Source organism: Halorubrum lacusprofundi ATCC 49239 (assembly GCF_000022205.1).
GTDB lineage: Archaea > Halobacteriota > Halobacteria > Halobacteriales > Haloferacaceae > Halorubrum > Halorubrum lacusprofundi.
This window is the reverse complement of the sequence record NC_012029.1, coordinates 1,309,342-1,334,305: the sequence shown is the minus strand read 5'-3', so window position 1 is coordinate 1,334,305 and position 24,964 is coordinate 1,309,342. Positions and strand designations below refer to the sequence as shown.

Sequence of the window (24,964 nt, the reverse complement as noted above, 5' to 3'; positions counted from 1 at the left end):
CGGCGAGCCTTCCGTTCTTACTGTGAATCGATCTCGTTCAGCGCGGTCATGTCCTCGTCCGTCAGCGACAGCTCCGCGGCCGCGAGGTTCGATTCGAGGTGATCGACGCTCGACGTGCCCGGAATCGGGAGCGTCACGTCGGAGTGGTTGAGCAGCCACGCGAGCGCGACCTGCCGGGCCGTCGCGTCGTGGCGGTCGGCGACATCGTCGAGCGCGCCGGGAGTCTCGTCTCCATCGATCGCGTACATCGGCCCCCACGGGATGAACCCCACGTCGTTGCCCTCGCAGGCCTGCTGCACGTCCTCGTCGTCGCGATGGCCGACGTTGTAGCGGTTCTGGACGGTCGCGACGTCGACGATCTCCATCGCGGTCTCAAGCTGTTCGACGGTGACGTTCGAGAGCCCGACGTGGGCGATCTGCCCGGCGTCCTTCATCTCCGCAAAGGCGTGGACGGACTCCTCGAAGTCGGTGTCCGGGTCGGGACGGTGGAACTGGTACAGGTCGATCGTGTCGGTCCCGAGCCGGTCGAGGCTACACAGCACCTGATTCCGCAGGAAGTCCGGGTCGCCGTGGGGGAGCCACTCGCCCTCACGGTTGCGGAGCAGGCCGGCCTTCGAGGCGACGACCACGTCGTCGGGGTCGCCGAGCGCCTCGCCGATGAGGCGCTCCGAGACGCCCGGGCCGTAGGAGTCGGCGGTGTCGACGAAGTCGACGCCGAGTTCGACCGCGCGCTGGAGGACGGCCTTCGCGTCGACCTCGTCGTCGGGTCGGCCGATGATGTCCTCGCCCGTGATCCGCATCGCGCCGAAGCCGAGTCGGTTGACGGTCAGGTCGCCGCCGATGTCGAACGTGTCACTCCGGCTGGTGGTGTCTGAAGCCATGGTCGACCGATCGCACGCCACGCGGAAAGCGGTGGGGGTGGCGGAAGGGGGGTGTGCGTCGACCGTGATTCTTCCATGCCGTGAGGTCTCGCCCGTCTTGCGCCCGTCGCTACTGATAAACCGCCCCCGCGTGATCATGAGGTATGGACGCCGAGCGCGAGGTACTCGACGTGTTGGCGCGGAACGCCCGCGAAGACATCGACGACATCGCGGCCCAGACGGGCTTCGACGCGGCAGCGGTAGCGGAAGCGATCGACGCGCTGGAGGCGGATAACGTGGTTCACGGCTACCAAGCGGTCGTCGACTGGGACCGCGTCGACGAGGGGAAGATCCGGGCGCTCGTCGAGATCAACGTCGAACTCGACCGCGAGACCGGCTACGAGCAGGTCGCCGACCGGATCGCGAAGTTCCCCGCGGTCGACGCCCTCCACCTCGTTTCCGGTGATTACGACTTCGCCGTCGAGGTGCTCGGCGAGACGATGCAGGACGTCTCGCGGTTCATCTCCGAGCAGGTCGCGCCCATGCCGGAGGTCACCCAGACGGTGACCCACTACATCATGGAGACCTACAAGGACGGCGGGATACGGTTCGAGGACGGCGACGACGACGACCGCCTCTCCGTCTCGCCATGAGACTCTCGGACCGCGCTCGCGACCTCCCCGAGTCGGGGATCCGGAAGTTCTTCGAGCTCGCGGAGGCGCGCGACGACGTGATCTCCCTCGGGGTCGGCGAGCCCGACTTCTCCGCGCCGTGGGCCGCCCGCACCGCCGCGATCGACTCGCTCGAACGCGGGAAGACCTCCTACACCTCGAACCGCGGGATGGCCGCGCTCCGCGAGCGGATCGCGGTCCACCACGAGCGCTACGACCAGACGTACGCCCCGACCGACGAGATCCTCGTCACGACCGGCGCGAGCGAGGCGGTCGATCTGGCGTTCCGCGCGCTCGTCGACCCCGGTGACACGGTCGCGGTCCACGAGCCGACGTACATCTCCTACGGCCCCGGGATCGAGCTGGCGGGCGGCGAGCAACTGACGGTCCCAACGCGGGCCGAAGACGACTTCGCGCTCACTCGGGAGTCGCTGGAGGCGTCGGGCGCCGCCGATGCGGATCTCCTCGTCCTCTGTTACCCGAACAACCCGACCGGCGCGACGATGACCGAGGAGGAGTACGCCGAGGTCGCCGCGTTCTGTCGCGACAACGACCTCCGGGTGATCGCCGACGAGATTTACTCCGCGCTCACCTACGGGACTGAGCACACTTCGATCGCGACCCAGCCGGGGATGCGCGAGCGCACGGTCGTCGTCAACGGGTTCTCGAAGGCGTACGCGATGACGGGACTCCGACTCGGGTACGCGCTGGGGCCCACAGACGCGATCGACGCGATGAACCGGATCCACCAGTACACGATGCTGTCGGCACCGACGACGCCGCAGTACGCCGCTTGCGAGGCGCTGGACCGCTGTGACGATGAGGTCGCGGAGATGGTCAATGAGTACAACCGCCGGCGACGGCTGGTCGTCTCCCGGTTCAACGAGATGGGCCTCGACACATTCGAACCGGGTGGCGCGTTCTATGCGTTCCCGGACTGCGGTGGCGACGACGAGGCCTTCGCCGAGGAGCTGTTGGAGGCGCAGGGCGTCGCGGTCGTCCCCGGTTCCGTCTTCGGTGAAGGCGGCGAGGGACACCTTCGGGTGTCGTACGCGACCTCGATGCGCGAACTGAAGGAGGCCACCGACCGGATCGCGACGTTCGTGGAAGGACGGGACTGACGGGACGCAGTCGAATTTTGCTCGATCGGGGGAACCGCGACCGATATCGGTCGTAGCGGCCGCTATCGGGCCCGCCGCGTGATCGATAGCGGGGTGGGTGTTGCAGTTGGTCAGCGACGATACACTATTTAAATAGCCGTGAGCGACGCCGACGTTCACTTATAAACAACCGGCGCGGTGGCGTCGCCGGCGCTACGCGCCGGCTGCAAGCGAGAGCTTCGCTCTCGCCCTGCGTGCCGACGAGCAGTCGTCAGGCTGCGAGTCGCACGCGCGAGAGACGCCGCGAGCGCTTTTAAGCGCGAGCGGCGAGGCTGGGGAGGTGTGAGGCTGCGGTTGCGGTGCGGGACTCAAAGGGGCAGTCGCCGGCGGCCTTGCCGCCGGCTGCCAGAGGCGCTTCGCGCCTCGCGGCTGGGGCTTTGGAGGAGTTCATCGTAGAGTCGTCGATCACGTATAAATAGCCGCCAGCAACACCACTCTCTCACTTATAAACAATCGCTCAGTCATATCGATTCACGTACTCCCGCTATCGCTCACTTCGCCAAGTGGAGAAACGGTAAACGCGATCCAAATTCTTGAACATTTACGAACGATTATTAACAACTCTGCGGAAGAGCGACGTATGGAGTTCCAGCTAACGGACGAACAGAAGCAGCTACGCGAGGAGGTACGGAAGTTCGCCGAAGAAGAGATTCGCCCGGTCGCGACCGAGTACGACGTCGAGGAGGAGTATCCCTACGAGGTCATGGACAAGGCCGCCGACATGGGGTTGCTCGCGCCGCACGTCCCCGTCGAATACGGCGGCGTCGGCTACTCGTCGGTGGAGAACGCGATCCTCACCGAGGAGCTGTTCGCCGCCGACCCCGGGATCGGCCTCTGCGTCTCCAGCGCCGGCTTCGGCGCGGAGGCGCTGATGGAGTTCGGCACGGACGAGCAGAAGGAGCGCGTCCTGCCCGAGGTGACCGCCGGCGACGCGGTGATGGGCTCGGCCATCTCGGAGCCGCAGGCGGGCTCTGACGTGACCTCGGTCGCCACACGCGCGGAGAAGGACGGCGACGAGTGGGTGATCAACGGGTCGAAGATGTGGATCACGAACGGGACCGTCGCCGACTACTTCGTCGTCGTCTGCGAGACCGACCCCGAGATCGACGACCGCTACTCCGGCTACTCGCAGATCCTCGTCGAGGGCGACCGCGACGGGCTCACCCGCGATAAGATCACCGGCAAGCTCGGGATTCGGGCGAGCGACACGGCCGAACTGCGGTTCGACGACGTGCGCGTTCCTGACGAGAACTTGATCGGCCAGCGCGGGATGGGATTCCTCCAGCTCATGCAGTTCTTCGACGAGACGCGCACCGCGGTCGCCGCGCAGGGCGTCGGGATCGCCCGCGGCGCGGCCGAGCGCGCGCTTGAGTACGCGGAGGAGCGCGAGCAGTTCGACCGCCCGATCAGCGACTTCCAGGCGATCAAACACAAGCTCGCGGAGATGCACACGAACACCGAGGCCGCTCGCTGGCTCACCTACCGCTCCGCGTGGGCGGTCGACAACGAATCGGGCGATCTCACTGCGCTCGCGTCGATGGCCAAGGAGTTCGCCTCCCGGACCGCGGTGGAGGTCGCCAACGAGGCGGTCCAGGTCCACGGCGGCGCCGGCTACGTCAACGACCACGACGTCGAACGGCTCTACCGCGACGCGAAGATCACCCAGATCTACGAGGGGACCACGGAGATCCAGAAGAACATCATCGCCCGCGAACTCCTCGACGAGGGGGTATGAGGCCGGATTCGCTGAGACCGATCACTCCTCGTTGTATTTCATCGCGACCGAGTTGATGCAGAACCGCTTGCCGGTGGGCTCGGGACCGTCGTCGAACACGTGGCCGAGGTGCGAGTCGCAGTTCGCACACCGGACTTCGGTGCGGCGCATCCCGTGGCTCGTGTCGGTCGTCGTCGTCACCGACTCCTCCTCGGCGGCGTAGAAGGCCGGCCAGCCGCAGCCGGACTCGTACTTCGTCTCGGCCTCGAACAGTACCGTCCCGCAGGCCCGGCAGCGGTACTCCCCGTCCTCGGGGTGGTGGTCGACGTACTCGCCGGAGAACTTGGCCTCCGTGCCGCTCTCGCGGAGCACGCGGTACTCCTCCTCGGAGAGTCGTTCTCGCCACTCCTCGTCGGTCAGTTCGTCGTGCCCGTCGGTCTCGCTCATACCCGATACACGGCGCCCACGCTCAAGGCGGTTGCGGCGGTCACGCGGAGACCGGTCACGCCCGCACCGGTCGCTCCCGATCTGCGGCCACAAACCGTATTCGGGTGGGCGTCGATTGACGACCATGGCACGCGAAGTCACACACGAGGAGAACGGACCGGCCAAACTCGACGAGTCCGACATGGGTGACGACGGCATGATCTACGTCTGTCAGTGTGGCCTCTCGGACTCGAAGCCGCTCTGTGACGGCTCGCACAACGCGACCGCCGACGAGGAGGACGGGGTCATTTATAAGTACGTGAACGACGACGCGGACGGTGAGCGCCGCGAGATCGGCGAACTCGACGAAGCGGACGAGTAGCGAGGTATCTCCGGGAGGGCTCAGATCACGCCCATCGCGTCGAGCCGCTCGGGGAGGTAGGTGTCGGTAACGAAGTCGAGCCCGCGACTCGCGAGCGACTGCTGTTCGGACTTCTTCCCGATGTCGAGCTGTAGTTCGATCTGTTCTTCCCAGTAATCGGTCTGGAATCGGGGATCCTCCAGCTCCGATTCGAGGGCGTTGATGTCGGAGTCGGCGAGCGGATCAGCCGGGAGGTCGTACTCGACGATGTCCTCCGGCTGGATCCCCACGAACTGCGCCTCCGGCGTCGCGAGATACTTCGAGAGGTGCGCGGACTTGATCGAGCCGTACGCCACGGAGCCGTAGATCCGGTAGGACCATGGGTCACCGTCGGCGAACACGGCCACCGGAACGTCCAGTTCGTCGTGGACGCGCTTCGTGATCCGGCGAGTCGCCCGCGCCGGCTGGCCCTTGAGGTGGATGACGAGGCAGTTGTACGCCTCGTCGAACCCGTTCTCGACGAGTCGGTCGCGCATCCCGCCGGTCTCGACGGCGAGCGCGAAGTCGATGTCGTCGTCGAGGAACTCGATCATGTCCGGGTTGTTCGGGATCTGGTAGCCGCCCGTGCCAACGTCCTCCTGACAGTGGATCTCGCGCTCCCCGCGTCGGGTCTGTTCGCGGATCAACAGCGGTCCCATCAGGGTCGCGCCAGACTCCTCCGGGCGCATGTGGAAGTCCTCGCGGGTGACGCCCGTGACGATCTCCAAGTCCTCCACGAGGTCGTTCGACTCGTCCTGACTCTTGAACTGCGCCTCGTCGTTGTCCCACGACTCCGAGAGGTAGTACAGCTCCCGCAGGGTCGACGAGCGGTCCTCGTCGAGCTGGTCCGCGAGGAACTCGATCGTGTACGCCGCCTTCAGCAGCTTGCGCGCGCCCCGAACCGAGTTGGCGCTTCGCGTCGACGTGCGGTCGCCGTAGGTCCAGACGCCGCTTTCGGTGTCGTACTCGATGTTGCTTTTCGTCCGCGTGGGAAGCTTCATTTCCGGGATCTTCCCGTCGGCGAACTGGTCGTAGAAGTCGGCCGCCAGGTCGATCAGCTCGTCTCGTGCGTCGCTTTCTGTCGTCATTTACGCGTTCACCGTGAGTTTCTCCGTTTCGACGCCGCCGACGCTGACCTCGAAGTCTGCGTCGCCGTCGATCGCGTACGTCAGTTCCCGCTCGTCGCCCGAGGGTACCTCGGGTTTCCACTGGACGAACCACTCGCCGTCCATGTCCACCACCGTCCCGTCCGAGAGGTCTGTCGGCTCCGCCGAGACGATGTCCGTGATCTCCAGCTGCTCGTTCACGTCCGAGTGGTTCTCGACGACGAGCGTCACCGTCTCGTCGTTCACCTCGCGCTCGACGCTGACGTTGTTCATGATCCGCGCGAGCGCGCTGTCGATGTCGGGGCGCGGCCGGCCCGTGACCTCCGAAACCTTGTCCGCCATCTCCGGGAGGATCCGGCCGAGCACGTCCTGTTTCTCCCGGCGCTGCTGCATCGAGCGCCGCTTGTTGAGGTACGACTTCAGCTCGCGGGCCGCCTCGCGAACGGCGAGTTCGATCTCGTCTTCGATCGCCGGCACGTTCGCGAGTGCGTCCTTCGACTCGCTCGTGAAGGGGACGTTCGTGGACGCGATGTGGATGCTGATGACGGCCGGGCCGTTGGGCAGCCCCGACCCGCCGGGTTGATCGAGCCCGTAGTTGCGCCACCCGATCGACTTGATCACGTCCGTCGTCGCGCAGGCGCCACGCTGGTACACGAGCGGGACGCGGTTCGCGAACCGGAGCAGCTCCACCGACCCCTCCGCCGGGATCTCGCCGCCGTAGGCGATGCCGGCCTCGACGATGAACGGGTCGCCGCCGTGGACCTCGGCATCGCGGGTCGCGGCCGCGTAGAAGTCAGCGTCGTACTCCTTCCGAAGCCCGGCTTCGACCAGCTCGGCCGTGATCGGCGCGAGGCAGTCGGTCGGCGGTGCGAGAATGTCGGTCGTCCGCATCGCTTCGAGCAGGTCGGCCGAGGCGTCGCGGTCGCCCGCGATCGCCGTTACTTTCGGGGGGTCGTCCGGGACCGTTCGCGCCCGCGACCAGAACGTCTCGACGACGTTCTCGCGGGCAGTCTCGCCGAACGTCACGTCGTGCTGCTCGGTGACGAACGAGGCGGCGTCCGCGACGAGGCGTTCGAGGTCGTCGCGAGTGATCCGGAACGCGTCGCCGTCGAGGTTCTCGAACCGGCGCGCGAGCGCTTCGGCCATCGCCCGCACCGCGGCGTCGTCCTTCCGGGTCGAGGTGGCGTCGTCGACTAAGGCGTAGGCGTCGGCGACGAGTGACGACTCGCTCGGATCGACGTTCTCGCCGTCCTCGCTGTCGCCCGCTCCGTCGTCATCTCCGGCGCCGGAAATCGCCTGCCACGCGGCGTCGACCGCGTTCTCGCGGACGGTCCCGCCGAAGGTCTTGCCGGTGTCGTCCTCGACGGTCTCCGCGACGTTGTCGACGATCGTCGCGAGCTCGGACCGGGAGAGCCGGTCGTTGCCTGCGACCGTCTCGGCGATGCCGTCGGCGAAGTCGGTCGTCGCCGCCTTGCCCTTGTTGGCGACCGCGCCCGCGACCGCGGCCGCGACGTCGCGATCGTCGTGGGCGCGCGGGGGCGACCACGCGAGTTCGCGACCGTAGTACACGTCGCGAAAGTTGTCGATGACGCTGTCGGCGGTCTTCTTGCCGACTCGCGTGAACTCCTCCTGGAGGAATCCGGAGACGGAGTACGACTCGGTCGCCTCCAGCATCTTGATCAGCGCGCCCAGCTCGACGCCGTGGGGGTGCGGGCGAATCTCCTCGGTCTCGGCCGGCAGCTCGTCGGTCGCGCGCTCGAACTTCAGCGGCTCGTCGAGTCCCGGCTCGCGCAGCTCGAACCGCGCGTGGGGGTTGACGACCGCGGTGTGTTTCACGTAGTCGTGGAGCTGGTTGCGGGCGCGCATGTTCGCCTCCATCTCCAGTTCGATGCGGGTGCCGTGGGGGCGGTCCCACGTCGTCTCCTCGTCCGCCTTGATCTCCGGCTCGTTCGTGTCGGTGTCGATGATCAGCTCGAAGTACTGCGCCCGGGACTGCCCCTTGGGGCGCGAGGTGATCTTCGCGGGCTGGCCGGACGTGAGCTGCGAGTACAGCACGGCCGCCGAAATCCCGATTCCCTGTTGACCGCGAGACTGCTCGCGGGCGTGGAAACGACTCCCGTACAGGAGCTTCCCGAACACTTTCGGGAGCTGTTCTTTCGTGATGCCCGGCCCGTTGTCCTCGATCACGAGCCGGTAGTAGTCGCCCACCTCCTCGATCTCGATGTAGATGTCGGGGAGGACGCCGGCCTCCTCGGTCGCGTCGAGGGCGTTGTCGACCGCCTCCTTGACGGCGGTGACGAGCCCGCGGGCGCCCGAGTCGAACCCGAGCATGTGTTTGTTCTTCTCGAAGAACTCGGCGATGGAGATCTCGCGCTGGCCCTCGGCCAGCTCCTCCGCGATCCCCTCCTCGTCGCCGATCGTCGACTGGAAGGACGTCATTCGGTACCCTCCCCTTCCACCGAGGCACCTAAAAACGCACCGCCGGCGAAGTGAAAGTGAATCCCGACGTGAGAACGCGTCTCGTCGCCCTATTCGGGAACGAATCGCACAACACGGAAACGTTCGATCCCGTCGACAGGTTTCTCCCCGCGACGCCCCTTTCGTGATCTATGGCAGAATGGACCGCCGAGGAGATGCCGCGACTGGACGGGAAGACGGTGGTCGTCACCGGCGCGAACAGCGGGCTCGGTTACGAGGGTACGCGCGCGTTCGCCGCGAAGGGCGCCACGGTGGTGATGGCGTGTCGGAGCGCCGAACGCGCCGAGACCGCGGCCGACGAGATCCGCGCCGACGCCGGCGGCGACATCGACGGCGAACTCGACGTGCGAGAGTGCGACCTCGCGTCGCTCGACTCGGTGCGAGATTTCGCCGATAGGCTCGCCGCCGACTACGACGCGGTCGACGTGCTCTGTAACAACGCGGGCGTGATGGCGATCCCCCGGAGCGAGACCGAGGACGGCTTCGAGACGCAGTTCGGCGTCAATCACCTCGGGCACTTCGCGCTCACCGGTCGCTTGTTCTCCCTTTTAAAAGGTGCCGAGGGTATCGACGGCGACGCGCGCATCGTCACGCAGTCGTCGGGTGCCCACGAGCAGGGTGAAATGGACTTTTCAGACCTCAACTGGGAGGAGTCGTACGGCAAGTGGAAGGCGTACGGTCGGAGCAAACTCGCGAACCTGCTGTTCGCCTACGAGCTCCAGCACCGGATCGACGCCGCGAACCGCGAGGCCGACACGGGGGTCAACGTCCGCAGCGCTGCTTGCCACCCGGGTTACACCGACACCAATCTCCAGTTGCGCACCGCCGCGGAGAGCGGGAACCCCCTGCTGAAGATCGGCATGCGGCTGGCGAACGCTGTGCTCGGACAAGACGCCGCGATCGGGGCCGAACCGATGTTGTACGCCGCGACCGCCGACGTCGACGGCGGCGCCTACATCGAGCCCGGCGGGCTGATGAACATGCGCGGGCACCCGACCGTGGGTCGGTCGAACGACGCCTCCTACGACCGCGATGACGCGCGGGAACTCTGGGAATACTCGACAGAGGCCACCGGCGTCGATTTTTCGGTTTAAAAGGAGCGGTGGCGCGCGCCATCGGTTTTAAACCCGATCAGTACCACCGCACTCGACGGCGCCGTTGCTAGTGCGTGTGATATACGCAGAACACATTTCGAGAGCTGTCCGAGGGCGTCGACGCCGACCGATTACAGTCGGGTGAGGTTCGTCGCGCGCGGGCCCTTATCGGACTCCTCGATCTCGAACTCTACTTCCTGTCCCTCCTCGAGATCCGGGCCGCCGACGTCTTCCATGTGGAAGAACACGTCATCGTCAGCGTCGTCAGTCTCGATGAATCCGTAGCCGCCAGTGTCGTTGAAGAAATCGACCTTGCCTGTCGCCATCGCACTTCAACAAACTCCCGACTGCATCATAAGTGTTGTGTGGGTCGCCCAGTTGTGCCCAGTGACCGAAACGGCAAGGATGATGCGCGACAACGGGTAGCCATGTCGACCCTCCTTGTCGTCGGCGGTAGCGGGTTCATCGGTCGCGAGATCTGCCGGCTCGCGGTCCGAGACGGACACGACGTCCGGAGCGTCTCTCGTGGCGGCCGTCCCGCCACCGACGCGCCGTGGGTCGATAGCGTCTCGTGGACCAGCGCCGACCTGTTCCGACCGAACGCCTGGCGTGATCGGCTCGTCGATGTCGACGCCGTCATCCACGCAGTCGGTACGATGGACGAAACACCGGCTTCGGGGGTCACCTTCGAGCGACTCAACGGTGACAGCGCCATTATCACCGCGCTGGAAGCCGAACGCGCGGGCGTCGAGACGTACGTGTTCCTCTCGGCGGCGGTGGCGCCGCCGCGAACCCGCCACGCGTACCTAACCGCCAAGCGACGCGCCGAGGCAGCAATCGCTGACCTAGCGTTCGCTCAGGTTACGCTCCGTCCGGGGCCCGTGTACGGTGCCGATCGGTCCCACGGCTCTCGGCTGTTGAACGCTGGACTCCGACTCGCAGACTCCGCCTCTCCGATAGCGGATCGTCTCGGCGAGTCGCGGCCGCTCCCCGTCGAAACGGTCGCGCGGGCCGCATACCGGGCGACGATCGACCCGGGGGCGTCGATTCTCGATGTCGAAGACATTCGGCAACTCGGTCAGTGAAACTCCAGTACGTGTCCACTGCGAGACAATACGTGCCCGTTGCGAGCCAATACGCGTCCACTACGCGTCAGATCACTACTGTGCTCTCGCCATCTCTAGCGAGATGAAGAAGCCGAAGTACGCCGGAATACCGGCGAGCATGAACATGTACAACACCCATCGCGGCGAGGCGGAAAACACGAAATCGTACAGCACCGACACGATCGTCACCCAGACGACCGCGAACGCGAGATCCTGTATCATTCCGGTCCGGTTCCCCTTGATGTGAGACCGGACCCGGTCAGCGAGGCTCTCGTCCGCATCGGGCTCGTCGATCTGATTGGCGTCGGTCATGGATGAACGTCAGCGTCGAAATACGTCGGTGTTCCGGAACGGTTCAGCTCTCGAACGGGCCCGGGTGGGGTGCGCGTTCGGCGGCGATTCAGTCTTCGTCGAGGTAGTCGACGACGAGAACTGGAACGTGTGTCGAACGTAGCGTCCGTTCGGTGACGCTCCCGAGCAGCGCTCGCCGGACGCCGGCGCGCCCGTGGCTCCCCATTACGATGAGGTCGATGTCGTGATTCTCGGCGTAGTCGCCGATCACTTTGTGCGGCCGACCGCCCGAGACGTGCTCGACGATAGCAACGCCGCGTTCGGCTCCGCGCTCGGCGACCACGCCGGTCGCCTCGTCCGCCTGTTCTTTCAGTTCCCCCATCTCGTCAAACCGGCCCTGTTTGAGCCGGTCGACCTGTTCGGTTCCGAGACTGTAGTTTACGGAGTCGATGTCGACCACGTACAGCGCGTGGACCTCGGCATCGTACTTCTCCGCGAGGTCGAGCGCGTGGTCGACGGCGGCCTCTGCGACATCGCTTCCGTCTGTGGGAACAAGGATGTGTTCGTACATGGATTACTCCTCCGTGGCCGCGTCGTCGTCCGCTGCGCGGCCACCATCGGCGCCCGCGTCGTCCGCTGCGCGGCCACCATCAGTCGCCACCTCCTCGCCGCCGTCGGCGACGACATCCTCGGCAGTCTCCTGTTGCCCCATCGGCTCGGGGCTGTGACACTGCCGGACGATCCGCTTCGTTTCGAGCGACGGTTCGTCGGTCGCCATCGAAACGGCAATGGTGACGATGAACACGATCGGGAGCGTGATGAGCGCCGAGCCGATGGCGGGCATCCACTGGGCCAGCCCCGCCGACAGCGGCGCCTCAAGCGAGCCGATGTACGTCGGAACGATCTGGTTGATCATCGGGATGGACCAGAGGGTCAGTCCGGTCGTCATGCCGGCGAGTGCCCCCTGTCGGTTGGCGTTCTCCCACCACATACCCAGGAAGAACATCGGGAACAGAACGGAGCCGGCGAGCGAGAACGCGTATCCCACGAGCGCGGCGATCGAGGATGCGGGATTGAGTGCGGCCAACGTAGTCAGCGCGCCCAGCGCGACGATCGAGAGGCGGCCGACGAAGATCTGCTGGCGCTGTGTCGCATCCTCGTTGATGATGTTCGTGTAGATGTCGTGGCTGATGGCCGACGAGCCGGCGATGAACAGCCCGGCGACAGTCGCGATCGCGGCGGCGATACCGCCCGCCGCGACGAAGCCGACGAACCACTCGGGGAGGTTCGATAGCTGCGCCGCCAGCACGACGATAACCTCACTGGCCGCGCCCGTCATCCCGGGATCGCCGTAGGTCGGGTTGACGTTCTGCGAGTAGAGGTCGGTACCGAACGCCGCGAACGCCGGGGCGCTCCAGTACAGGATACAGATGAAGAACAGCCCCCAGACCGTCGACCAGCGGGCCGTCCGTTCGCTTTCAACCGTGTAGAATCGCACGAGCACGTGCGGCAGCCCGCAGGTGCCGACGATCAGCGAGAACGTCGTGGCGACCCACAGGTAGTAGCTCGAGGACGCGAACGGCTCGGAAAACTCGCTGCCGAGCTGACTGATCAGCGCACCGTACTCGAGCTGCGGCAACACCGTGGAGTAGCCGTTGGTGTAGCCGACGGCGAACAGCCCGAGGACGAACGCGAAGATGAGGATGGTGTACTGGACGGTCTGGTTCTTCGTGGCGCCCAGCATGCCGGACAGCGTCAGGTAGCCGACGGTGACAACCATCATGGCGACGACCATCACCTGGTACCCGTCTAAGCCGGGGACGTACGCCCCGTAATTGCCGAAGATGTACAGGCCGACGAGCGCCATCCCCTTCGCCTGCCCGATGGCGTAGACGAAGCCGATGAGGAACGTCGTCACCGCCGCAATGGCGCGCGCGGTGTCGGAGTTGAATCGATCGCCGACGAAGTCCGGCGCCGTGTACTTCCCGAACCGGCGCAGCTGCGCGGCGAGGAAGATGAGCAGGATGAAGTATCCGGTCGTCCAGCCGACAACGAACACCAGTCCGTAGAAGCCGGCCAGCGCGATGGACGCGGCCATCCCGAGATAGGACGCCGCCGACATCCAGTTGGCGCCGATCGCCATCCCGTTCTCGACGTTCCCGATGGACCGGCCCGCGACCCACATGTTATCGGTGTCGGCCACGCGGAAGACGTAGCCGATCGTGAGGAACAGCCCCAACATCCCGATCACGAGGATCGACGGCACCAGCTTGAACGAGATGTCGAGCGCCTCCGGAAGGAGCTCGCTCTGCAGGAGGGCCGAACTCCCCGTCATTCGTCTACCCCTCCGTCGGCCGCTGCGACCTCAGCACCGCTCTCTGTCTCCGTGACAGTGGCGTGATCGATACCGTACTTTTCGTCAAGCGCGTCCCGCTTGCGCGAGTACCAGAACGCGAGGATCAGCGCGCTGGTCGGCGCTCCGAACGCGACGAGGAAGTAGTGGAGCGGGAACGCAAGGATCGGCATCTGGGTCGTCATCACATCGGGTGCGAGCCGCGTCAGGGTCACCGGGCCCCATACCGCGAGGACCCAGATGGCGAATCCCGTCCAGACGATTCGGAGGTGATCACGCATGTACGGCGTGCTCGGATTCAGGATGTTCACTTCCGCTCCGAGGTAGTCGGTCTGTCGGTGCTTCTGTGCCGCGCCCGAGGCGACGCCCCCATCGGTGACCGCGTCGTCCGAATTTCGTGAGTTATTATCTGTCATGTGTTGTGGTGTGTATTATCGTGGTATATTTGTACGATTTTATCGTGATATTTATTCGTGGTGCCGCGCGCTTCGTCTCTCGTCTGGCACCTCGAAAACGGAGCCGCCGTTCGGCTACTCGCCCTTGGCCTTCTGCTGGATCTCTTCGACGATCTCCGGGTTCCGGAGCGTGCTGGTATTACCCAGCTCTTCCCCGTCGGCGATGTTCTCAAGCAGGCGGCGCATGATCTTTCCGGATCGGGTCTTCGGCAGGTCGGGCGTGAACACGACCTGCTCCGGCCGGGCGATCGGGCCGATGGCGTCTTCGACGCCCGTGATGATCGCGTCGCGGAGCTCGTCGTTGCCCTCGTACCCGTCCTCGGTGGTCACGTACGCGTAGACGGCCTCACCTTTGATGTCGTGGTTGCCGCCGACGACGGCCGCCTCGGCGACGCCCTCGACGCCGACGATGGCGGACTCGATCTCCATCGTCCCCAGCCGGTGGCCCGAGACGTTGAGCACGTCGTCGACGCGGCCGAGAACGGTGATGTACCCGTCCTCGTCGATCTTGGCGCCGTCCTCCGGGAAGTACACCCAGTCGTCGGGATCGTCGCTGTCGGTGTCGGAGTACTCCGCCCAGTACTCGTCGATGTAGCGCTCGTCGTTGTTGTACAGCGTCCGGAGCATGCCGGGCCACGGTTTCTGTACCGTGAGGTAGCCGGCCTTCCCCGGCTCGACCTCGTCGCCGAGCGTGTCGAGGATCTGTACGTCGAGGCCCGGGAGCGGCGGCCCCGCGGCGCCCGGTTTCATATCCTTGATCCCGGGCAGCGTCGTGATCATCATCCCGCCGGTCTCGGTCTGCCACCACGTGTCGACGATCGGGCACTCCTCGTCGCCGATGTGCTTGTAGTACCACTTCCACGCGCGCGGATTGATCGGCTCGCCGACCGTGCCGAGCAGCCGCAGCGAGGAGAGGTCGTGGGCGTCGGGGTACTTCGCGCCCCACTTCATGAACGCGCGGATCGCGGTGGGTGCGGTGTACAGTTGGGTCGCGTCGTACTCGTCGACGATCTCCCAGAGGCGATCGCGCTCCGGGTGATCGGGCGTCCCCTCGTACATCATCGTCGTCGTCCCGAGCGAGAGCGGCCCGTAGACGATGTACGAGTGACCCGTGATCCAGCCGATGTCGGCCGAACAGAAGTACGTGTCATCCGGCTTGATATCGAGGACCGACTGCGAGGTCCACGATACCCACGAGAGATAGCCCCCGGTCGTGTGTTTCACGCCCTTCGGCTTCCCGGTCGTTCCCGAGGTGTACATCAGGAACAGCATGTCCTCGGCGTCGCGCGTGACCGGGTCGACCTCGGCGCCCTCGTGGTCCGCGACGAGGTCGCCGTAGTCGATCTGATCGTCGCCTAGGTCGTGGCCGAAGTCGTCGCCGTTCGGGCCGAGCCGGTCGACGACGACCGTGGTCGTGTCGTGCTCGACGCCCGCGAGCCCTTGGTTCGCCTTGTCGAGGTGGTCGAGGGGATCGCCGCGGCGGTAGTAGCCGTCGCAGGTGACGAGGTACTCCGACTCCGCGGAGTTCATCCGCGTCGCGAGCGCGTCCGCCGAGAATCCGGCGAACACGACGCTGTGGGGCGCGCCGATTCGGGCGCACGCCAGCATCGCGATCGGCAGCTCCGGAATCATCGGCATGTACATCGTCACCACGTCGTCCTCCTCGACGCCCTGATCGCGGAGCGCGGCCGCGAACTCGTTTACCTCGCGGTGCAGCTCCGCGTAGGTGTACGACCGGTCGTCCTCGTCGACGGGCTCACCGATCCACTCGATGGCGACCTCGTCGCCGCGGTCGTCGAGGTGTCGGTCGAGGCAGTTGGCCGACGCGTTCAGCTCGCCGCCCGTGAACCACTCGTAGAAGGGAGGGTTGCTGTCGTCGAGCACCTGGTCGTAGTCGGATTCCCAGTCGAGCAGGTCAGCCGCCCCCTCCCAGCACTCTGGCCAGTTCTCCTCGAACTCGTCGTAGACGCCGGAATCCGAGACGTTCGCCTGCTCAACGAAGGACTCCGGCGGCTCGAACACCTCCTGCTCTGCTAATCTCGCTTCAAGTTGACCGTCTCCCTCTGTCATGGTACGGGCATACCCAACCGATCTCACCATATAAACGCTGGCGCTAAATACGAAAAATCGTGATAGATTTGGCCTGCGATTTGGAGGGTTCCAATCGCTCTGGGCTAATTCACCCCTGATCGAGGCGACGGGCCCGCCGGCCGTCCTCGAAGAGCTCGTCGAGCAGTCTGCGTTGGGCCTTCCGGAGGTGATTGTGAAACGTCGGCGAGGAGACGTCCATGGCGTCGGCGACCTCCTCGGCGGTGCTCCCGCGCGGCCAGTCGAAATATCCGCCGTGGTACGCAGCCGACAGCGCGGCCCACTGGCGGTCGGTGAACCGTTCCGCGACTCCGTCTCGCAACGAGTCCTCGCTACGGGCCGGCCGCGCGACAGACTCCTTGCTCGCGAGTCGCGCGTCGGCGAAGGTAGCCCGGAACCCGTCGGCGACGGGGCGGACATCGGCGCCTTCCGGAAGGTCTGCGACGACCCTGACCCGCCCGTCCTCCGCGGTCGCGTCGCGAACGGTCGCGCCGTGCTCGGTGAGCGCTCGGACCGCCGACCCGCCCTCCACGCGCACGGACACGTCGCAACCGTCTTCTCGGGTCTCGATCACGCGGAGATCCGAGACGCCGGACGCACCCGCGACTGCGTCGGCCAGCGCCTGCGGGCGCGCCCCTTCGACGGAGAGGTAGAAGCGAGAGGCGTCGTCGTCGACCGCCACCGTCGAGGCCAGATCGATCCGACAGCCGAGCGCCGCGCTCGCGCGGGAGAGGAACGCACCCTCGTCGCCGGTGTGGAACTCCACCTCGGTCACCGCGTCGGAGTGGAGCAGGTCGCGCCAGCGCCCCGCAGTCACGGCCCACCCGAGGCACCGGCCGAGCGCCGCGATCTCCCGGCGCTCGGCCGGCGAGACGGGAGAGACTGGCGGCTCTCCGCCGGCAACGACGCACAGCGCGCCGTGCGTCACGTCGCGGTACCGAACGGGAACCGCGATCGCCGGTCGACCCGCGGTCGCGGGCGATCCCTCGGTCGCGACCGGCTCTCCCGCCTCGACCGCGTCACGACACGGACCGTCGGCGGTCGCACCGCGATCGACGAGGGTCTCTCGGTCGGCCCCGGCCGCGCCCGCGATCTCGACGCGGTCTCGGTCCCCCATCCCGCGGGCGACCCACGCCTCGGCCCAGCGATCGGCCTCAACTACGCCGCCGGGAACCGTCGCGAGGGGCGTCTTCCGGTCGTCTCCGTCGGCGAGCGCCTCGAACCCGCCAAGGGTGGTGGGCGCAGATTCTGCCGCCGGTCCGTCCGAGGACCCGGCCCGATCGCCGGCGATCGCCTCGGCGATTGCGTCCCCGTCGAGCGCCCCGAGGTAACCGTCGAGCGTCGCCATCGTCTCCCAGCCGCCGGCCTCGCGAACCGCGTGGGGGTCGACGCCGCGGTCGACGAGGAGTCGTCGCGCGAAGGTCCGTCGGAGATCTCGCGGGGTCACGTCGGGGTCGACGAGGCCGTCGGTCCGCGCGGCCGCGTGCTCTGCGGTCTCGCTCACGATCATCTGGACGCGGCGGGGCGACACGTCGACGAATGGCTCCGACTCGCGGAGGTCGGCGCTCTCTGCGTACCGCCGCAGCTCGGCTGCCAGTGACGCCGGAATCGCCGTTTCGCGGTCGATCCCGCTGTGGTCCCGTGGTGCGCCCTCCGTCTCGGGATCGTCGCCCGCTTTGGTTTCCCCTTCCGTGTCGTCCGATGGAACCGCGAGGAGGGAGAGATCCGCGTCGCCTTCCGTCTCACGGAGGTGTCCCGGGGTGACGCACGTAATCTCGCCAGTTCGGAGCCCCGCCTCGCCGCCGAGACGGACGACCAGCGCGGCGCGGTACGTCTCCGCCCCGGTCACGAGCGCCTCATACTCCTCGGCGTCAAGTCCCTCGACCATTCGTTTCGTATACACTTAGAAAAACGAAATAAATCTTTCCCCCGAAAAGGCTATAACCGACTCAATTAGTTCGATTTCGTTTCTTTGCCATCGTCTCTCCATCATTCTTTCCCCCGAAACCCACGAATCGATTTCGGGGATGTATTTGAAGGCGAAAATCTATCACCGGATCCCCTTGTGAACGCAGGTCCGCTATCGTGCTGGCCGGCTCACCCCGTCTCGGCAACGCCCCACGCGACGTGGTCCCACAGGCGCTCGTGATTACTCCTCGCGAACCGCCGACTCGATCTCGCCGACGACCTCGGGGTTGCGGAGGGCGCTCACGTCGCCAAACTCGTCACCGCGCGCGATGTCCTCCAGAAGGCGGCGCATGATCTTCCCGGACCGCGTCTTCGGGAGGTCAGGGGTGAACACGATCCGGTCGGGGCGCGCCACGTCGCCGACCGCCTGCGCCAGCCGCTCGCCGATCGTCTCGCGGAGGGATTCATCGGGGTCGATGTCGCCCCGAGTCGTCACGTACGCGACGATCTTCCCGTCGTCGTCGCCGACGACCGCGGCCTCGGTGACGCCGTCGGCCCCGACGATGGCTGACTCCAGCTCCGCGGTGTTGAATCGGTGCGTCCGGACGTTGATCACGTCGTCGACGCGGCCGAGGATCGTCACGTAGCCGTCCTCGTCGACGGTGGCGCCGTCGCCGGTGCGGTACCGCCACCCGTCGTCGCCCTCCAGCCAGTACTCCCGGCGGTACCGCTCGTCGCCCTCGCGGAGCCCGCGGAGCATGCCGGGCCACGGAGCGGCGATCGTGAGGTACCCCGGCTCGCCGGGCTCGACCGGATCGCCGTCCTCGTCGACGACGCGCGCGTCGATCCCCGGCAGCGGCGGGCCGACCTTGCCGGGTTTCATCGGCGTGATCCCCGGCAGGGTCGCGAGGGAGATGGCGCCCGTCTCGGTCTGCCACCACGTGTCGACGATCGGCGCCTCGCCTCCGCCGACGTGCTTGCGGTACCAGTGCCACGCCTTCGGAGTGATCGACTCGCCGACGGTCCCCAACAGGCGGATCGACGACAGGTCGTGGGCCTCGGGGTACTCCGCGCCCCACTTCATAAACGAGCGAATCGCGGTCGGCGAGGTGTAAAAGACGCTGACGGCGTTGCGCTCGATCAGGTCCCACACGCGGTCGCGGTCGGGGTAGTCGGGTGACCCCTCGTAGAGGAGGGTCGTGGTCCCGACGGAGAGGGGACCGTACACGCCGTAGGAGTGCCCCGTGATCCAGCCGATGTCGGCCGCACACCAGTAGGTGTCGTCGGGGCGCACGTCGAGCACGTTCCGGGTCGTCCACGCGACGTGCGAGAGGTACCCCCCGGTCGCGTGCTCGACGCCTTTCGGACGACCCGTGGTCCCGGAGGTGTACATCACGAAGAGGAGGTCGGTGGCGTCGCGCGCGACCGGCTCGACGGTCTCTCCGTCGTGTGCGTCCACGATCGCCTCGTACTCGTGTTCGTCGTCGCCCAGCGGCACGTCGAGCGCGTCGCCGAGCCGGTCGACGACCACCGTCTCGGACAGGTCGACGTCGGCCCGGAGTCGGGCGTTGTCCGCCTTCGACTTCTGGTTGAACGCGTCCTCACGGCGATAGTAGCCGTCGCAGGTGACGAGGTACTCCGAGTCGGCGGCGTCGATCCGGGTCGCGAGCGCCTCCGCCGACAGCCCCGCGAAGACGACGTTATGAGGCGCCCCGATCCGGGCACACGCCAGCATCGCGATCGGCAGTTCGGGAACCATCGGGAGGTACAGCGTCACCACGTCGTCCTCTTCGACCCCCAGATCGCGGAGGCCGGCCGCGAGCGCGTTCACTTCGCGGTGGAGGTCGAGATAGGTGTACGACCGGCGCTCTCCGCGCTTGCCGAACCAGCGGATCGCGAGCTGGTTCCGGCGCTCGTCGAGGTGGCGGTCGACGCAGTTGGCCGCGGCGTTGAGCCGCCCGTCCGGAAACCACTCGTAGAAGGGCGGATCGCTGTCGTCGAGGACGGTCTCGGAGGGACGCTCCCAGTCGAGCAGGTCGGCGGCGCGGCGCCACGCCTCAGGTCCTTCCTCGGCGAAGGCCTCGTACAGTCCCGCGTCGCTGGCGACGGCCCGATCGCTGAACCCGGCCGGCGGCTCGACGGCGTCGTCGCCGTCTTCGAGCCCGTTCGTCCGCCGGCCGTCAACTCCGGCGTAATCCATGATACTACCACGCAAGCGAAGGAACGTATACTTTGTCCGAAACTCCGGCGTGCGGGAGGAGCCTACGTCGACCCTGCGGGCGCGAGCCCGGCCGCTTTCGACCGAGCGCGCGCCACGATCGACGGCTTCGCCTCGAAGTCGAGGGTGACTTGATCGTCCGCGTACGTCTCCGCCTCGACGTGGCCGTGGTCGTGGATCCACGAGACGAGGCTCATCGCGTCGTCGGAGAGGGGGAGGACGAGCCGCTCGCGCTCCCAGTCCGGTAGCTCCGCCTCGACGCGGTCGCGGAGCTCCGCGACGCCGGCGCTCGTTTTTGCCGAAACGGCGACGGGATCTGGCGCGACACCCGAGAGCGCGGCGCGCTTGTCCGCCAGCTCGCCCGGCGCCAGCCGGTCGACCTTGTTGAACACGGTGACGACCGGCGCCTCGTTGCGCTCGTAGAGGGTGTCGTGGCTCGTAACGAGCTTCTCGCGCATTGTTTCGACGGGCTCGCTGGCGTCGACGACGAGTAGTACAAGGTCGGCGCGGTACACCGAATCGAGCGTCGACTCGAACGACTCCACCAGCCAGTGGGGGAGATCAGCGATGAATCCGACCGTGTCGGTGAGGAGGACATCGCGCTTTTCCATCTCTGCCCGGCGGGTGGTCGTCCCGAGAGTGGTGAACAGCATGTCTTGGGACTCGGCGGTCGTGTCGAGGTCGGGGTGGCGCTCGGCGTTCTCGTCGACGTCAATCTCGGCGGCGAGCCGCCGCATCAGCGTCGACTTGCCGGCGTTGGTGTAGCCCGCGAGCGCGACCAGATCGAACCCTGAGTCGCGGCGCTGTTCGCGGCGCGCCTCCTCCTTCTCCGCGATCGACGCCAGCTCGTCGCGGATCTCCGATATCTGGCGTTTGATGTCGCGCTCGACGCTCTCGTCGTACTCGCCGAGTCCCATGAACCCGGGCCGCTCGTCGCGCTTCGCGAGGCTCGCCTTCGCCTCGGCGCGCGGGAGTTCGTACCGCAGCTCCGCGAGTTCGACTTGGAGCTGGGCCTTCCGGGTGTTGGCGCGCTGTCCGAATATCTCGAGGATGAGCGCGAACCGGTCGATCACCTCGACGCCCTCGGGAAGCTCGCCGCCGATGTTGAACGTCTGGTACGGCCCAACGTCGTTGTCGATGATCACGGCGTTGGCGTCGGTCCGGCGGACCAGATCGCGGAGCTCCGCGACCTTCCCTTCTCCGAACATGAACGCGGCGTCCTCGGTGCGAGTCTGGGTGAGTTCGCCGACCACGTCGTAGCCCGCGGCGGCCGCGAGTTGGGTGATCTCCGTCAAGTCCGCGGATCCGGACTCGACGCGCTTGGCGACGACCGCGCGCCGCTCGGCGGCGGTCGGCTCGGTGTCGGTGTCCCGCCCCTCGACGCTCCCGGTCATAACAGGAGATCGCGAGCGGCGTACGCGGCGTGGTGTGCTGCCTGCACTGTTTCGCGTTCCCCTATGCTCTCGACGTATTTAAACTCGGGTTGGAAGCTCAGTCCCACTCGCCCGGCCGGCTCCTCGTAGAACTCACCGCCCTCCGCGACGATCGGTCCGTCCGGCGGCTCCGGGAGGTTCCCGACCGCCTCGGCCGTGAGTGCGACGGTCGCATCGAGGGTCGGCCCTCCGCGCACGGCGGCGAAGCCCACCCCCTCGACCGATCGGATTCGGGTTGCGTCGATCCGCGCGTGGACCGCGGCCGCGACCATCAGGTACTCACCCGCCTCCTCGTGGCGGCCGCTGATGTCGACGCCGACGACCTCAGGGACGGGCGCCTGCCACCTCGGTTCGATCGGGACTCTGCTCCGGTTTCGTGGCTGTCGCCTCCATACGCCCCGGTAGGCCACCCGCCGAATTGAACGTTTCCGTGGTCGGCATCGTCGCTTGCGCGGCGAGAGTAGCCACAAACATCTTCACCGGACGCCAGTCAGTGTTGGTATGGTCCGCCGGATCCGAGGCCCCCTCCCCGCGATAACGCTGGCCCTTGTCATCCTCTTGGCTGGCTGTTCTGGGTTGCCTGCCACAGACCAACAGGAACCGACCCCCGAACCGACAGTGGAGAATTTTTCGTATCCATCGGGGTGGTCACAGGAGGAGATCGCAGATCTCTCCGTTGCGCTGCAAACGCACGATGAGACAGTGAACAACACCTCCCGCAGAAGTCGGTTGAGCATAACCGACGAGGACAGCAATCGCACGACAGTGAGAACGGTAGACACCGATGCCGGCACCGCCTCAGTGCGATGGAGCGATACGCTATTCGGTAGTGACGTTCACTACTACTTCAGCGCCGAGGGCGTGTTCGAGTACGATCGAACGACGGGAGAGCTGAATCGGAATCCCGACGAAAATTGGACACAAGCTCGCGTCGCCTCGCACGAGCGGTTGCAGCTGCAACGACCCCTGTTGGAACTCGATGTAAACGCGACTGAGACGGTCACCGTTGAGGGGACGACAGCTGTCAGGTACAACGTGACCGGCATCAGAGACCCCATCCGCGTTCCAGCCAATAACGCGACCGGGCACGTCGTCGTTACTGAGACGGGATACATCGCGGAATTCAACATCACGAGAGGAAACGACGAGTTCTCCCGGCAGACGAGATACGGCGTTTCTGAGTTCGGAAACGCGACGGTGGCCCGGCCAGCGTGGATGCCCGAGGAGTAGCGCCCGACGAAGCGACGCTACGCTTCGTCGAACTGCGGAAATCTTCGATTTCCGCGCTTGACTTCGGCTTACGCCTCGTCAAACACCGATAGACTCGCTGCGCTCGTCTATCGAGCTCGCTCCGGCTTACGCCGGATCGAACAGCGTCTCGCCTTCGACCATATGCTCCTCGACGGTGTCCATGTCGAGTGTGAGGCCGATACCGGGCTTCTCCGGCACCTCGATGTAGCCGTCCTCGATGACGTCCTCCTCGACGAGGTCCTCCCACCAGCCGAGCTCGTAGGAATGGTACTCGATCGCGAGCGAGTTCGGGATCGCGGCGCCGACGTGGGTCGCCGCCATCGTCGCGATCGGGGAGGCGACGTTGTGCATCGCGACCGGGACGTAGTACTGGTTCGCCACGTCCGCGATCTTGCGGGTTTCGCGCATCCCGCCGACCTTCGGCAGGTCGGGCGCGACGATGTCGACCGCCTGATTCTCGATGAGGCGGCGAAGCTCCGTGACGCGGTAGCGGTTCTCGCCGACCGCGATCGGCGTGACCGTGTTCTTCGTCACTTCCTCCTGCACTTCGAGGTTCTCCGGCGGCACGGGGTCTTCGAGCCACCACACGTCGTACTCCTCGATGGCGTCCGCGAGGCGCTTCGCGGAGCCGCCCGAGAACGTCCAGTGGCAGTCGAAGGCCACGTCGGCCTTGTCCTTCACGCGCTCGGTGACCGTCTCGACGATCTCCGCCTTGTGGCGGATCTCACCGGGGCGCAGGTGGCGGTTCGCGCGGTCCTTCTCGAAGCCGCTCGGCACGTCGAGGTCGAACTTCAGGGCGTCGTAGCCGAGTTCGTCGACGACGCGCTCGGCCTCGTCGGCGCACGCCTCGGGGTCAGCCTCCTCCTCGGTGTGGCAGTCGCAGTAGACGCGCATCTTGTCGCGGTACTTGCCACCGAGCAGCTGGTAGGCGGGCACGTCGAGGATCTTGCCGGCCACGTCGTGCAGCGCCACCTCGATCCCGGAGATCGCGGTGACAGTGACGCCCTCGACGGAGCCCTCGCCCGACATCTTCTGGATGAGGTGTTCGTACAGCCGGTCGATGTCGAGCGGGTTCTCGCCGATCACGAACGGCTTCATGCGCTCGATGAGCTCCGGCACGCCGGCGCCCCAGTACGCCTCGCCGGTACCCACGACGCCCGCGTCCGTGTACACGCGAACCAGCGTCCACGGGAAGTTCCCGTCGACCATCGTCGTCTGCACGTCCGTGATCTCGACGTCGCGCCCGCCGCCGCGCGAGCCCGTTGTTCCCATCGTCTCGGCGGAGAGTTCTCGCATCGTGTACTCCGCGTTCGGATCGTGGAGCGACTCGTAGTTTCGGCTCATGGCTCCCGATTCATTCGGAACAGGGTAAACGTTTATGTTCTTCTGGGGAGGGGTTCGCAGCGGTGGGAATGCTTCGGTTCGCCGCTGCACAAATAGGGAGTTTTTCATTGGCGTACTCATTACTGTCAGTATGGTCGAACTCACGGATTCGCTGAAGTGTCTGTTTACCGGGACTATCGAGGAGCGCGGCGACGAGCACGTCGTTCAGATCCCCGCCACGGAGATCGAACACGGGACGATCGAGGCGGGCGAGTCGTACCGCGTGGCGCTTATCAAACGCGAGGGGGACGGCGACGGCGCGACCGTCGCGACCGACGGCGCCGCGGACCGAACCGTCGCCGGTAACGGTACCGGCGGGACCCCCACGTCGACGACGACGCGGCCGACGAACGACCCCGTAGCGTCCGGCCCGCCGGTCTCCGAGGGCGACGTACGGGAAGTGACGATCGAGACGCTCGGCGACAAGGGCGACGGGATCGCGAAGATCGAGCGAGGGTACGTCGTCATCGTTCCGGACTCTCAGCCGGGCGACGAGCCGACCGTCGAGATCACCAGCGTCCGCGAGAACGTCTCGTTCGCGGACATCGTCGAGGAGTAGTTCTCCCTGC

At 66.3% G+C, this 24,964-nt stretch carries 23 protein-coding genes; 8 read left to right on the top strand and 15 right to left on the bottom strand.

All coding sequences use genetic code 11. The annotated features are described in order from the left end of the window. Positions 1–17 precede the first annotated feature (17 nt). On the bottom strand, positions 18–881 hold the full coding sequence (locus HLAC_RS06545) for an aldo/keto reductase (RefSeq protein WP_015910055.1): 864 nt from the start codon (positions 879–881) through the stop codon (positions 18–20). A 143-nt stretch (positions 882–1,024) separates the two neighbouring features. Here HLAC_RS06545 and HLAC_RS06540 point away from each other — a divergent pair, with 143 nt between their 5' ends. The 3 genes from HLAC_RS06540 to HLAC_RS06530 all read left to right on the top strand — a co-directional run bounded on the left by HLAC_RS06540 (position 1,025) and on the right by HLAC_RS06530 (position 4,426). Next, on the top strand, positions 1,025–1,513 hold the full coding sequence (locus tag HLAC_RS06540; protein WP_015910054.1) for an Lrp/AsnC family transcriptional regulator: 489 nt from the start codon (positions 1,025–1,027) through the stop codon (positions 1,511–1,513). Further along, positions 1,510–2,652: a pyridoxal phosphate-dependent aminotransferase gene (locus HLAC_RS06535; protein ID WP_015910053.1), complete on the top strand. Its 1,143-nt coding sequence runs from the start codon at positions 1,510–1,512 to the stop codon at positions 2,650–2,652. The genes HLAC_RS06540 and HLAC_RS06535 overlap by 4 nt, the downstream gene beginning before the upstream one ends. Before the next feature lie 619 nt (positions 2,653–3,271). Further along, a complete protein-coding gene (locus tag HLAC_RS06530) occupies positions 3,272–4,426 on the top strand; it encodes an acyl-CoA dehydrogenase family protein (RefSeq protein ID WP_015910052.1) in 1,155 nt (384 codons plus the stop codon). Positions 4,427–4,447: 21 nt separating this feature from the next. Here the strand turns inward: HLAC_RS06530 and msrB are convergent, their stop codons facing one another. Continuing rightward, positions 4,448–4,852, bottom strand: a complete 405-nt coding sequence (msrB, locus tag HLAC_RS06525; RefSeq protein ID WP_015910051.1) for a peptide-methionine (R)-S-oxide reductase MsrB — start codon at positions 4,850–4,852, stop codon at positions 4,448–4,450. 124 nt (positions 4,853–4,976) lie between these two features. Here msrB and HLAC_RS06520 point away from each other — a divergent pair, with 124 nt between their 5' ends. Further along, positions 4,977–5,213, top strand: a complete 237-nt coding sequence (locus tag HLAC_RS06520; RefSeq protein ID WP_015910050.1) for a CDGSH iron-sulfur domain-containing protein — start codon at positions 4,977–4,979, stop codon at positions 5,211–5,213. A gap of 20 nt (positions 5,214–5,233) precedes the next feature. Here the strand turns inward: HLAC_RS06520 and HLAC_RS06515 are convergent, their stop codons facing one another. Further along, the gene (locus HLAC_RS06515; protein WP_015910049.1) at positions 5,234–6,319 is read right to left on the bottom strand and encodes a DNA topoisomerase IV subunit A; all 1,086 of its coding nucleotides are present in this window, start codon (positions 6,317–6,319) and stop codon (positions 5,234–5,236) included. Beyond that, complete coding sequence (locus tag HLAC_RS06510; RefSeq protein ID WP_015910048.1) at positions 6,320–8,776, bottom strand: DNA topoisomerase VI subunit B; 2,457 nt, start codon at positions 8,774–8,776, stop codon at positions 6,320–6,322. It abuts the gene before it with no gap. 170 nt (positions 8,777–8,946) lie between these two features. Between HLAC_RS06510 and HLAC_RS06505 the strand changes: the two genes are divergently transcribed. Continuing rightward, positions 8,947–9,909 carry an oxidoreductase gene (locus tag HLAC_RS06505; protein WP_015910047.1) on the top strand — a complete coding sequence of 321 codons (963 nt, stop codon included), beginning with the start codon at positions 8,947–8,949 and terminating at the stop codon, positions 9,907–9,909. Positions 9,910–10,040: 131 nt separating this feature from the next. On the opposite strand, the gene HLAC_RS06500 is transcribed toward HLAC_RS06505, so the two are convergent. After that, positions 10,041–10,235 carry a cold-shock protein gene (locus HLAC_RS06500; RefSeq protein ID WP_015910046.1) on the bottom strand — a complete coding sequence of 65 codons (195 nt, stop codon included), beginning with the start codon at positions 10,233–10,235 and terminating at the stop codon, positions 10,041–10,043. A 102-nt stretch (positions 10,236–10,337) separates the two neighbouring features. Here HLAC_RS06500 and HLAC_RS06495 point away from each other — a divergent pair, with 102 nt between their 5' ends. Next, positions 10,338–10,994: an NAD-dependent epimerase/dehydratase family protein gene (locus tag HLAC_RS06495; RefSeq protein ID WP_015910045.1), complete on the top strand. Its 657-nt coding sequence runs from the start codon at positions 10,338–10,340 to the stop codon at positions 10,992–10,994. 75 nt (positions 10,995–11,069) lie between these two features. Here the strand turns inward: HLAC_RS06495 and HLAC_RS06490 are convergent, their stop codons facing one another. From HLAC_RS06490 to HLAC_RS06450, 9 genes are all read right to left on the bottom strand, one after another. Further along, positions 11,070–11,327, bottom strand: coding sequence for a DUF8119 family protein (locus tag HLAC_RS06490; protein ID WP_015910044.1), 258 nt, complete (start codon positions 11,325–11,327; stop codon positions 11,070–11,072). 88 nt (positions 11,328–11,415) lie between these two features. After that, on the bottom strand, positions 11,416–11,877 hold the full coding sequence (locus HLAC_RS06485) for a universal stress protein (protein WP_015910043.1): 462 nt from the start codon (positions 11,875–11,877) through the stop codon (positions 11,416–11,418). 3 nt (positions 11,878–11,880) lie between these two features. Continuing rightward, complete coding sequence (locus HLAC_RS06480; RefSeq protein ID WP_015910042.1) at positions 11,881–13,641, bottom strand: VC_2705 family sodium/solute symporter; 1,761 nt, start codon at positions 13,639–13,641, stop codon at positions 11,881–11,883. Continuing rightward, the gene (locus HLAC_RS06475; RefSeq protein WP_015910041.1) at positions 13,638–14,075 is read right to left on the bottom strand and encodes a DUF4212 domain-containing protein; all 438 of its coding nucleotides are present in this window, start codon (positions 14,073–14,075) and stop codon (positions 13,638–13,640) included. The genes HLAC_RS06480 and HLAC_RS06475 overlap by 4 nt, the downstream gene beginning before the upstream one ends. 114 nt (positions 14,076–14,189) lie before the next feature. Beyond that, entirely contained in the window at positions 14,190–16,184 is a 1,995-nt protein-coding gene (acs, locus tag HLAC_RS06470) for an acetate--CoA ligase (protein ID WP_015910040.1), read from the bottom strand. Between the two features lie 109 nt (positions 16,185–16,293). Next, a complete protein-coding gene (locus HLAC_RS06465) occupies positions 16,294–18,090 on the bottom strand; it encodes a bacterio-opsin activator domain-containing protein (RefSeq protein WP_015910039.1) in 1,797 nt (598 codons plus the stop codon). A 261-nt stretch (positions 18,091–18,351) separates the two neighbouring features. Beyond that, on the bottom strand, positions 18,352–20,310 hold the full coding sequence (acs, locus tag HLAC_RS06460) for an acetate--CoA ligase (protein WP_015910038.1): 1,959 nt from the start codon (positions 20,308–20,310) through the stop codon (positions 18,352–18,354). 62 nt (positions 20,311–20,372) lie between these two features. Further along, positions 20,373–21,722, bottom strand: coding sequence for a GTPase HflX (gene hflX, locus HLAC_RS06455; RefSeq protein WP_015910037.1), 1,350 nt, complete (start codon positions 21,720–21,722; stop codon positions 20,373–20,375). Continuing rightward, positions 21,719–22,069, bottom strand: a complete 351-nt coding sequence (locus HLAC_RS06450) for a DUF2209 family protein (RefSeq protein WP_079892116.1) — start codon at positions 22,067–22,069, stop codon at positions 21,719–21,721. The genes hflX and HLAC_RS06450 overlap by 4 nt, the downstream gene beginning before the upstream one ends. 193 nt (positions 22,070–22,262) lie before the next feature. Between HLAC_RS06450 and HLAC_RS06445 the strand changes: the two genes are divergently transcribed. Continuing rightward, entirely contained in the window at positions 22,263–22,991 is a 729-nt protein-coding gene (locus HLAC_RS06445) for a DUF7537 family lipoprotein (RefSeq protein ID WP_015910035.1), read from the top strand. A gap of 126 nt (positions 22,992–23,117) precedes the next feature. Here HLAC_RS06445 and HLAC_RS06440 read toward each other — a convergent pair whose 3' ends face one another. After that, entirely contained in the window at positions 23,118–24,356 is a 1,239-nt protein-coding gene (locus HLAC_RS06440) for a mandelate racemase/muconate lactonizing enzyme family protein (protein WP_015910034.1), read from the bottom strand. Between the two features lie 130 nt (positions 24,357–24,486). Between HLAC_RS06440 and HLAC_RS06435 the strand changes: the two genes are divergently transcribed. Then, a complete protein-coding gene (locus tag HLAC_RS06435) occupies positions 24,487–24,954 on the top strand; it encodes a TRAM domain-containing protein (protein WP_015910033.1) in 468 nt (155 codons plus the stop codon). Positions 24,955–24,964: the final 10 nt, after the last annotated feature.

Excerpts from the sequence above, each read along its gene's own strand:
- HLAC_RS06475 (WP_015910041.1), bottom strand. The coding sequence starts at position 14,075 with ATGACAGATAATAACTCACGAAATTCGGACGACGCGGTCACCGATGGG.
- HLAC_RS06440 (WP_015910034.1), bottom strand. The coding sequence starts at position 24,356 with ATGAGCCGAAACTACGAGTCGCTCCACGATCCGAACGCGGAGTACACG.
- HLAC_RS06505 (WP_015910047.1), top strand. The coding sequence starts at position 8,947 with ATGGCAGAATGGACCGCCGAGGAGATGCCGCGACTGGACGGGAAGACG.
- HLAC_RS06520 (WP_015910050.1), top strand. The coding sequence starts at position 4,977 with ATGGCACGCGAAGTCACACACGAGGAGAACGGACCGGCCAAACTCGAC.
- HLAC_RS06535 (WP_015910053.1), top strand. The coding sequence starts at position 1,510 with ATGAGACTCTCGGACCGCGCTCGCGACCTCCCCGAGTCGGGGATCCGG.
- acs (WP_015910038.1), bottom strand. The coding sequence starts at position 20,310 with ATGGATTACGCCGGAGTTGACGGCCGGCGGACGAACGGGCTCGAAGAC.
- HLAC_RS06435 (WP_015910033.1), top strand. The coding sequence starts at position 24,487 with ATGGTCGAACTCACGGATTCGCTGAAGTGTCTGTTTACCGGGACTATC.
- HLAC_RS06480 (WP_015910042.1), bottom strand. The coding sequence starts at position 13,641 with ATGACGGGGAGTTCGGCCCTCCTGCAGAGCGAGCTCCTTCCGGAGGCG.
- HLAC_RS06445 (WP_015910035.1), top strand. The coding sequence starts at position 22,263 with ATGGTCCGCCGGATCCGAGGCCCCCTCCCCGCGATAACGCTGGCCCTT.
- HLAC_RS06510 (WP_015910048.1), bottom strand. The coding sequence starts at position 8,776 with ATGACGTCCTTCCAGTCGACGATCGGCGACGAGGAGGGGATCGCGGAG.
- HLAC_RS06530 (WP_015910052.1), top strand. The coding sequence starts at position 3,272 with ATGGAGTTCCAGCTAACGGACGAACAGAAGCAGCTACGCGAGGAGGTA.
- acs (WP_015910040.1), bottom strand. The coding sequence starts at position 16,184 with ATGACAGAGGGAGACGGTCAACTTGAAGCGAGATTAGCAGAGCAGGAG.
- msrB (WP_015910051.1), bottom strand. The coding sequence starts at position 4,852 with ATGAGCGAGACCGACGGGCACGACGAACTGACCGACGAGGAGTGGCGA.
- HLAC_RS06495 (WP_015910045.1), top strand. The coding sequence starts at position 10,338 with ATGTCGACCCTCCTTGTCGTCGGCGGTAGCGGGTTCATCGGTCGCGAG.
- HLAC_RS06465 (WP_015910039.1), bottom strand. The coding sequence starts at position 18,090 with ATGGTCGAGGGACTTGACGCCGAGGAGTATGAGGCGCTCGTGACCGGG.
- HLAC_RS06545 (WP_015910055.1), bottom strand. The coding sequence starts at position 881 with ATGGCTTCAGACACCACCAGCCGGAGTGACACGTTCGACATCGGCGGC.
- HLAC_RS06490 (WP_015910044.1), bottom strand. The coding sequence starts at position 11,327 with ATGACCGACGCCAATCAGATCGACGAGCCCGATGCGGACGAGAGCCTC.
- HLAC_RS06485 (WP_015910043.1), bottom strand. The coding sequence starts at position 11,877 with ATGTACGAACACATCCTTGTTCCCACAGACGGAAGCGATGTCGCAGAG.
- HLAC_RS06540 (WP_015910054.1), top strand. The coding sequence starts at position 1,025 with ATGGACGCCGAGCGCGAGGTACTCGACGTGTTGGCGCGGAACGCCCGC.
- HLAC_RS06500 (WP_015910046.1), bottom strand. The coding sequence starts at position 10,235 with ATGGCGACAGGCAAGGTCGATTTCTTCAACGACACTGGCGGCTACGGA.
- hflX (WP_015910037.1), bottom strand. The coding sequence starts at position 21,722 with ATGACCGGGAGCGTCGAGGGGCGGGACACCGACACCGAGCCGACCGCC.
- HLAC_RS06515 (WP_015910049.1), bottom strand. The coding sequence starts at position 6,319 with ATGACGACAGAAAGCGACGCACGAGACGAGCTGATCGACCTGGCGGCC.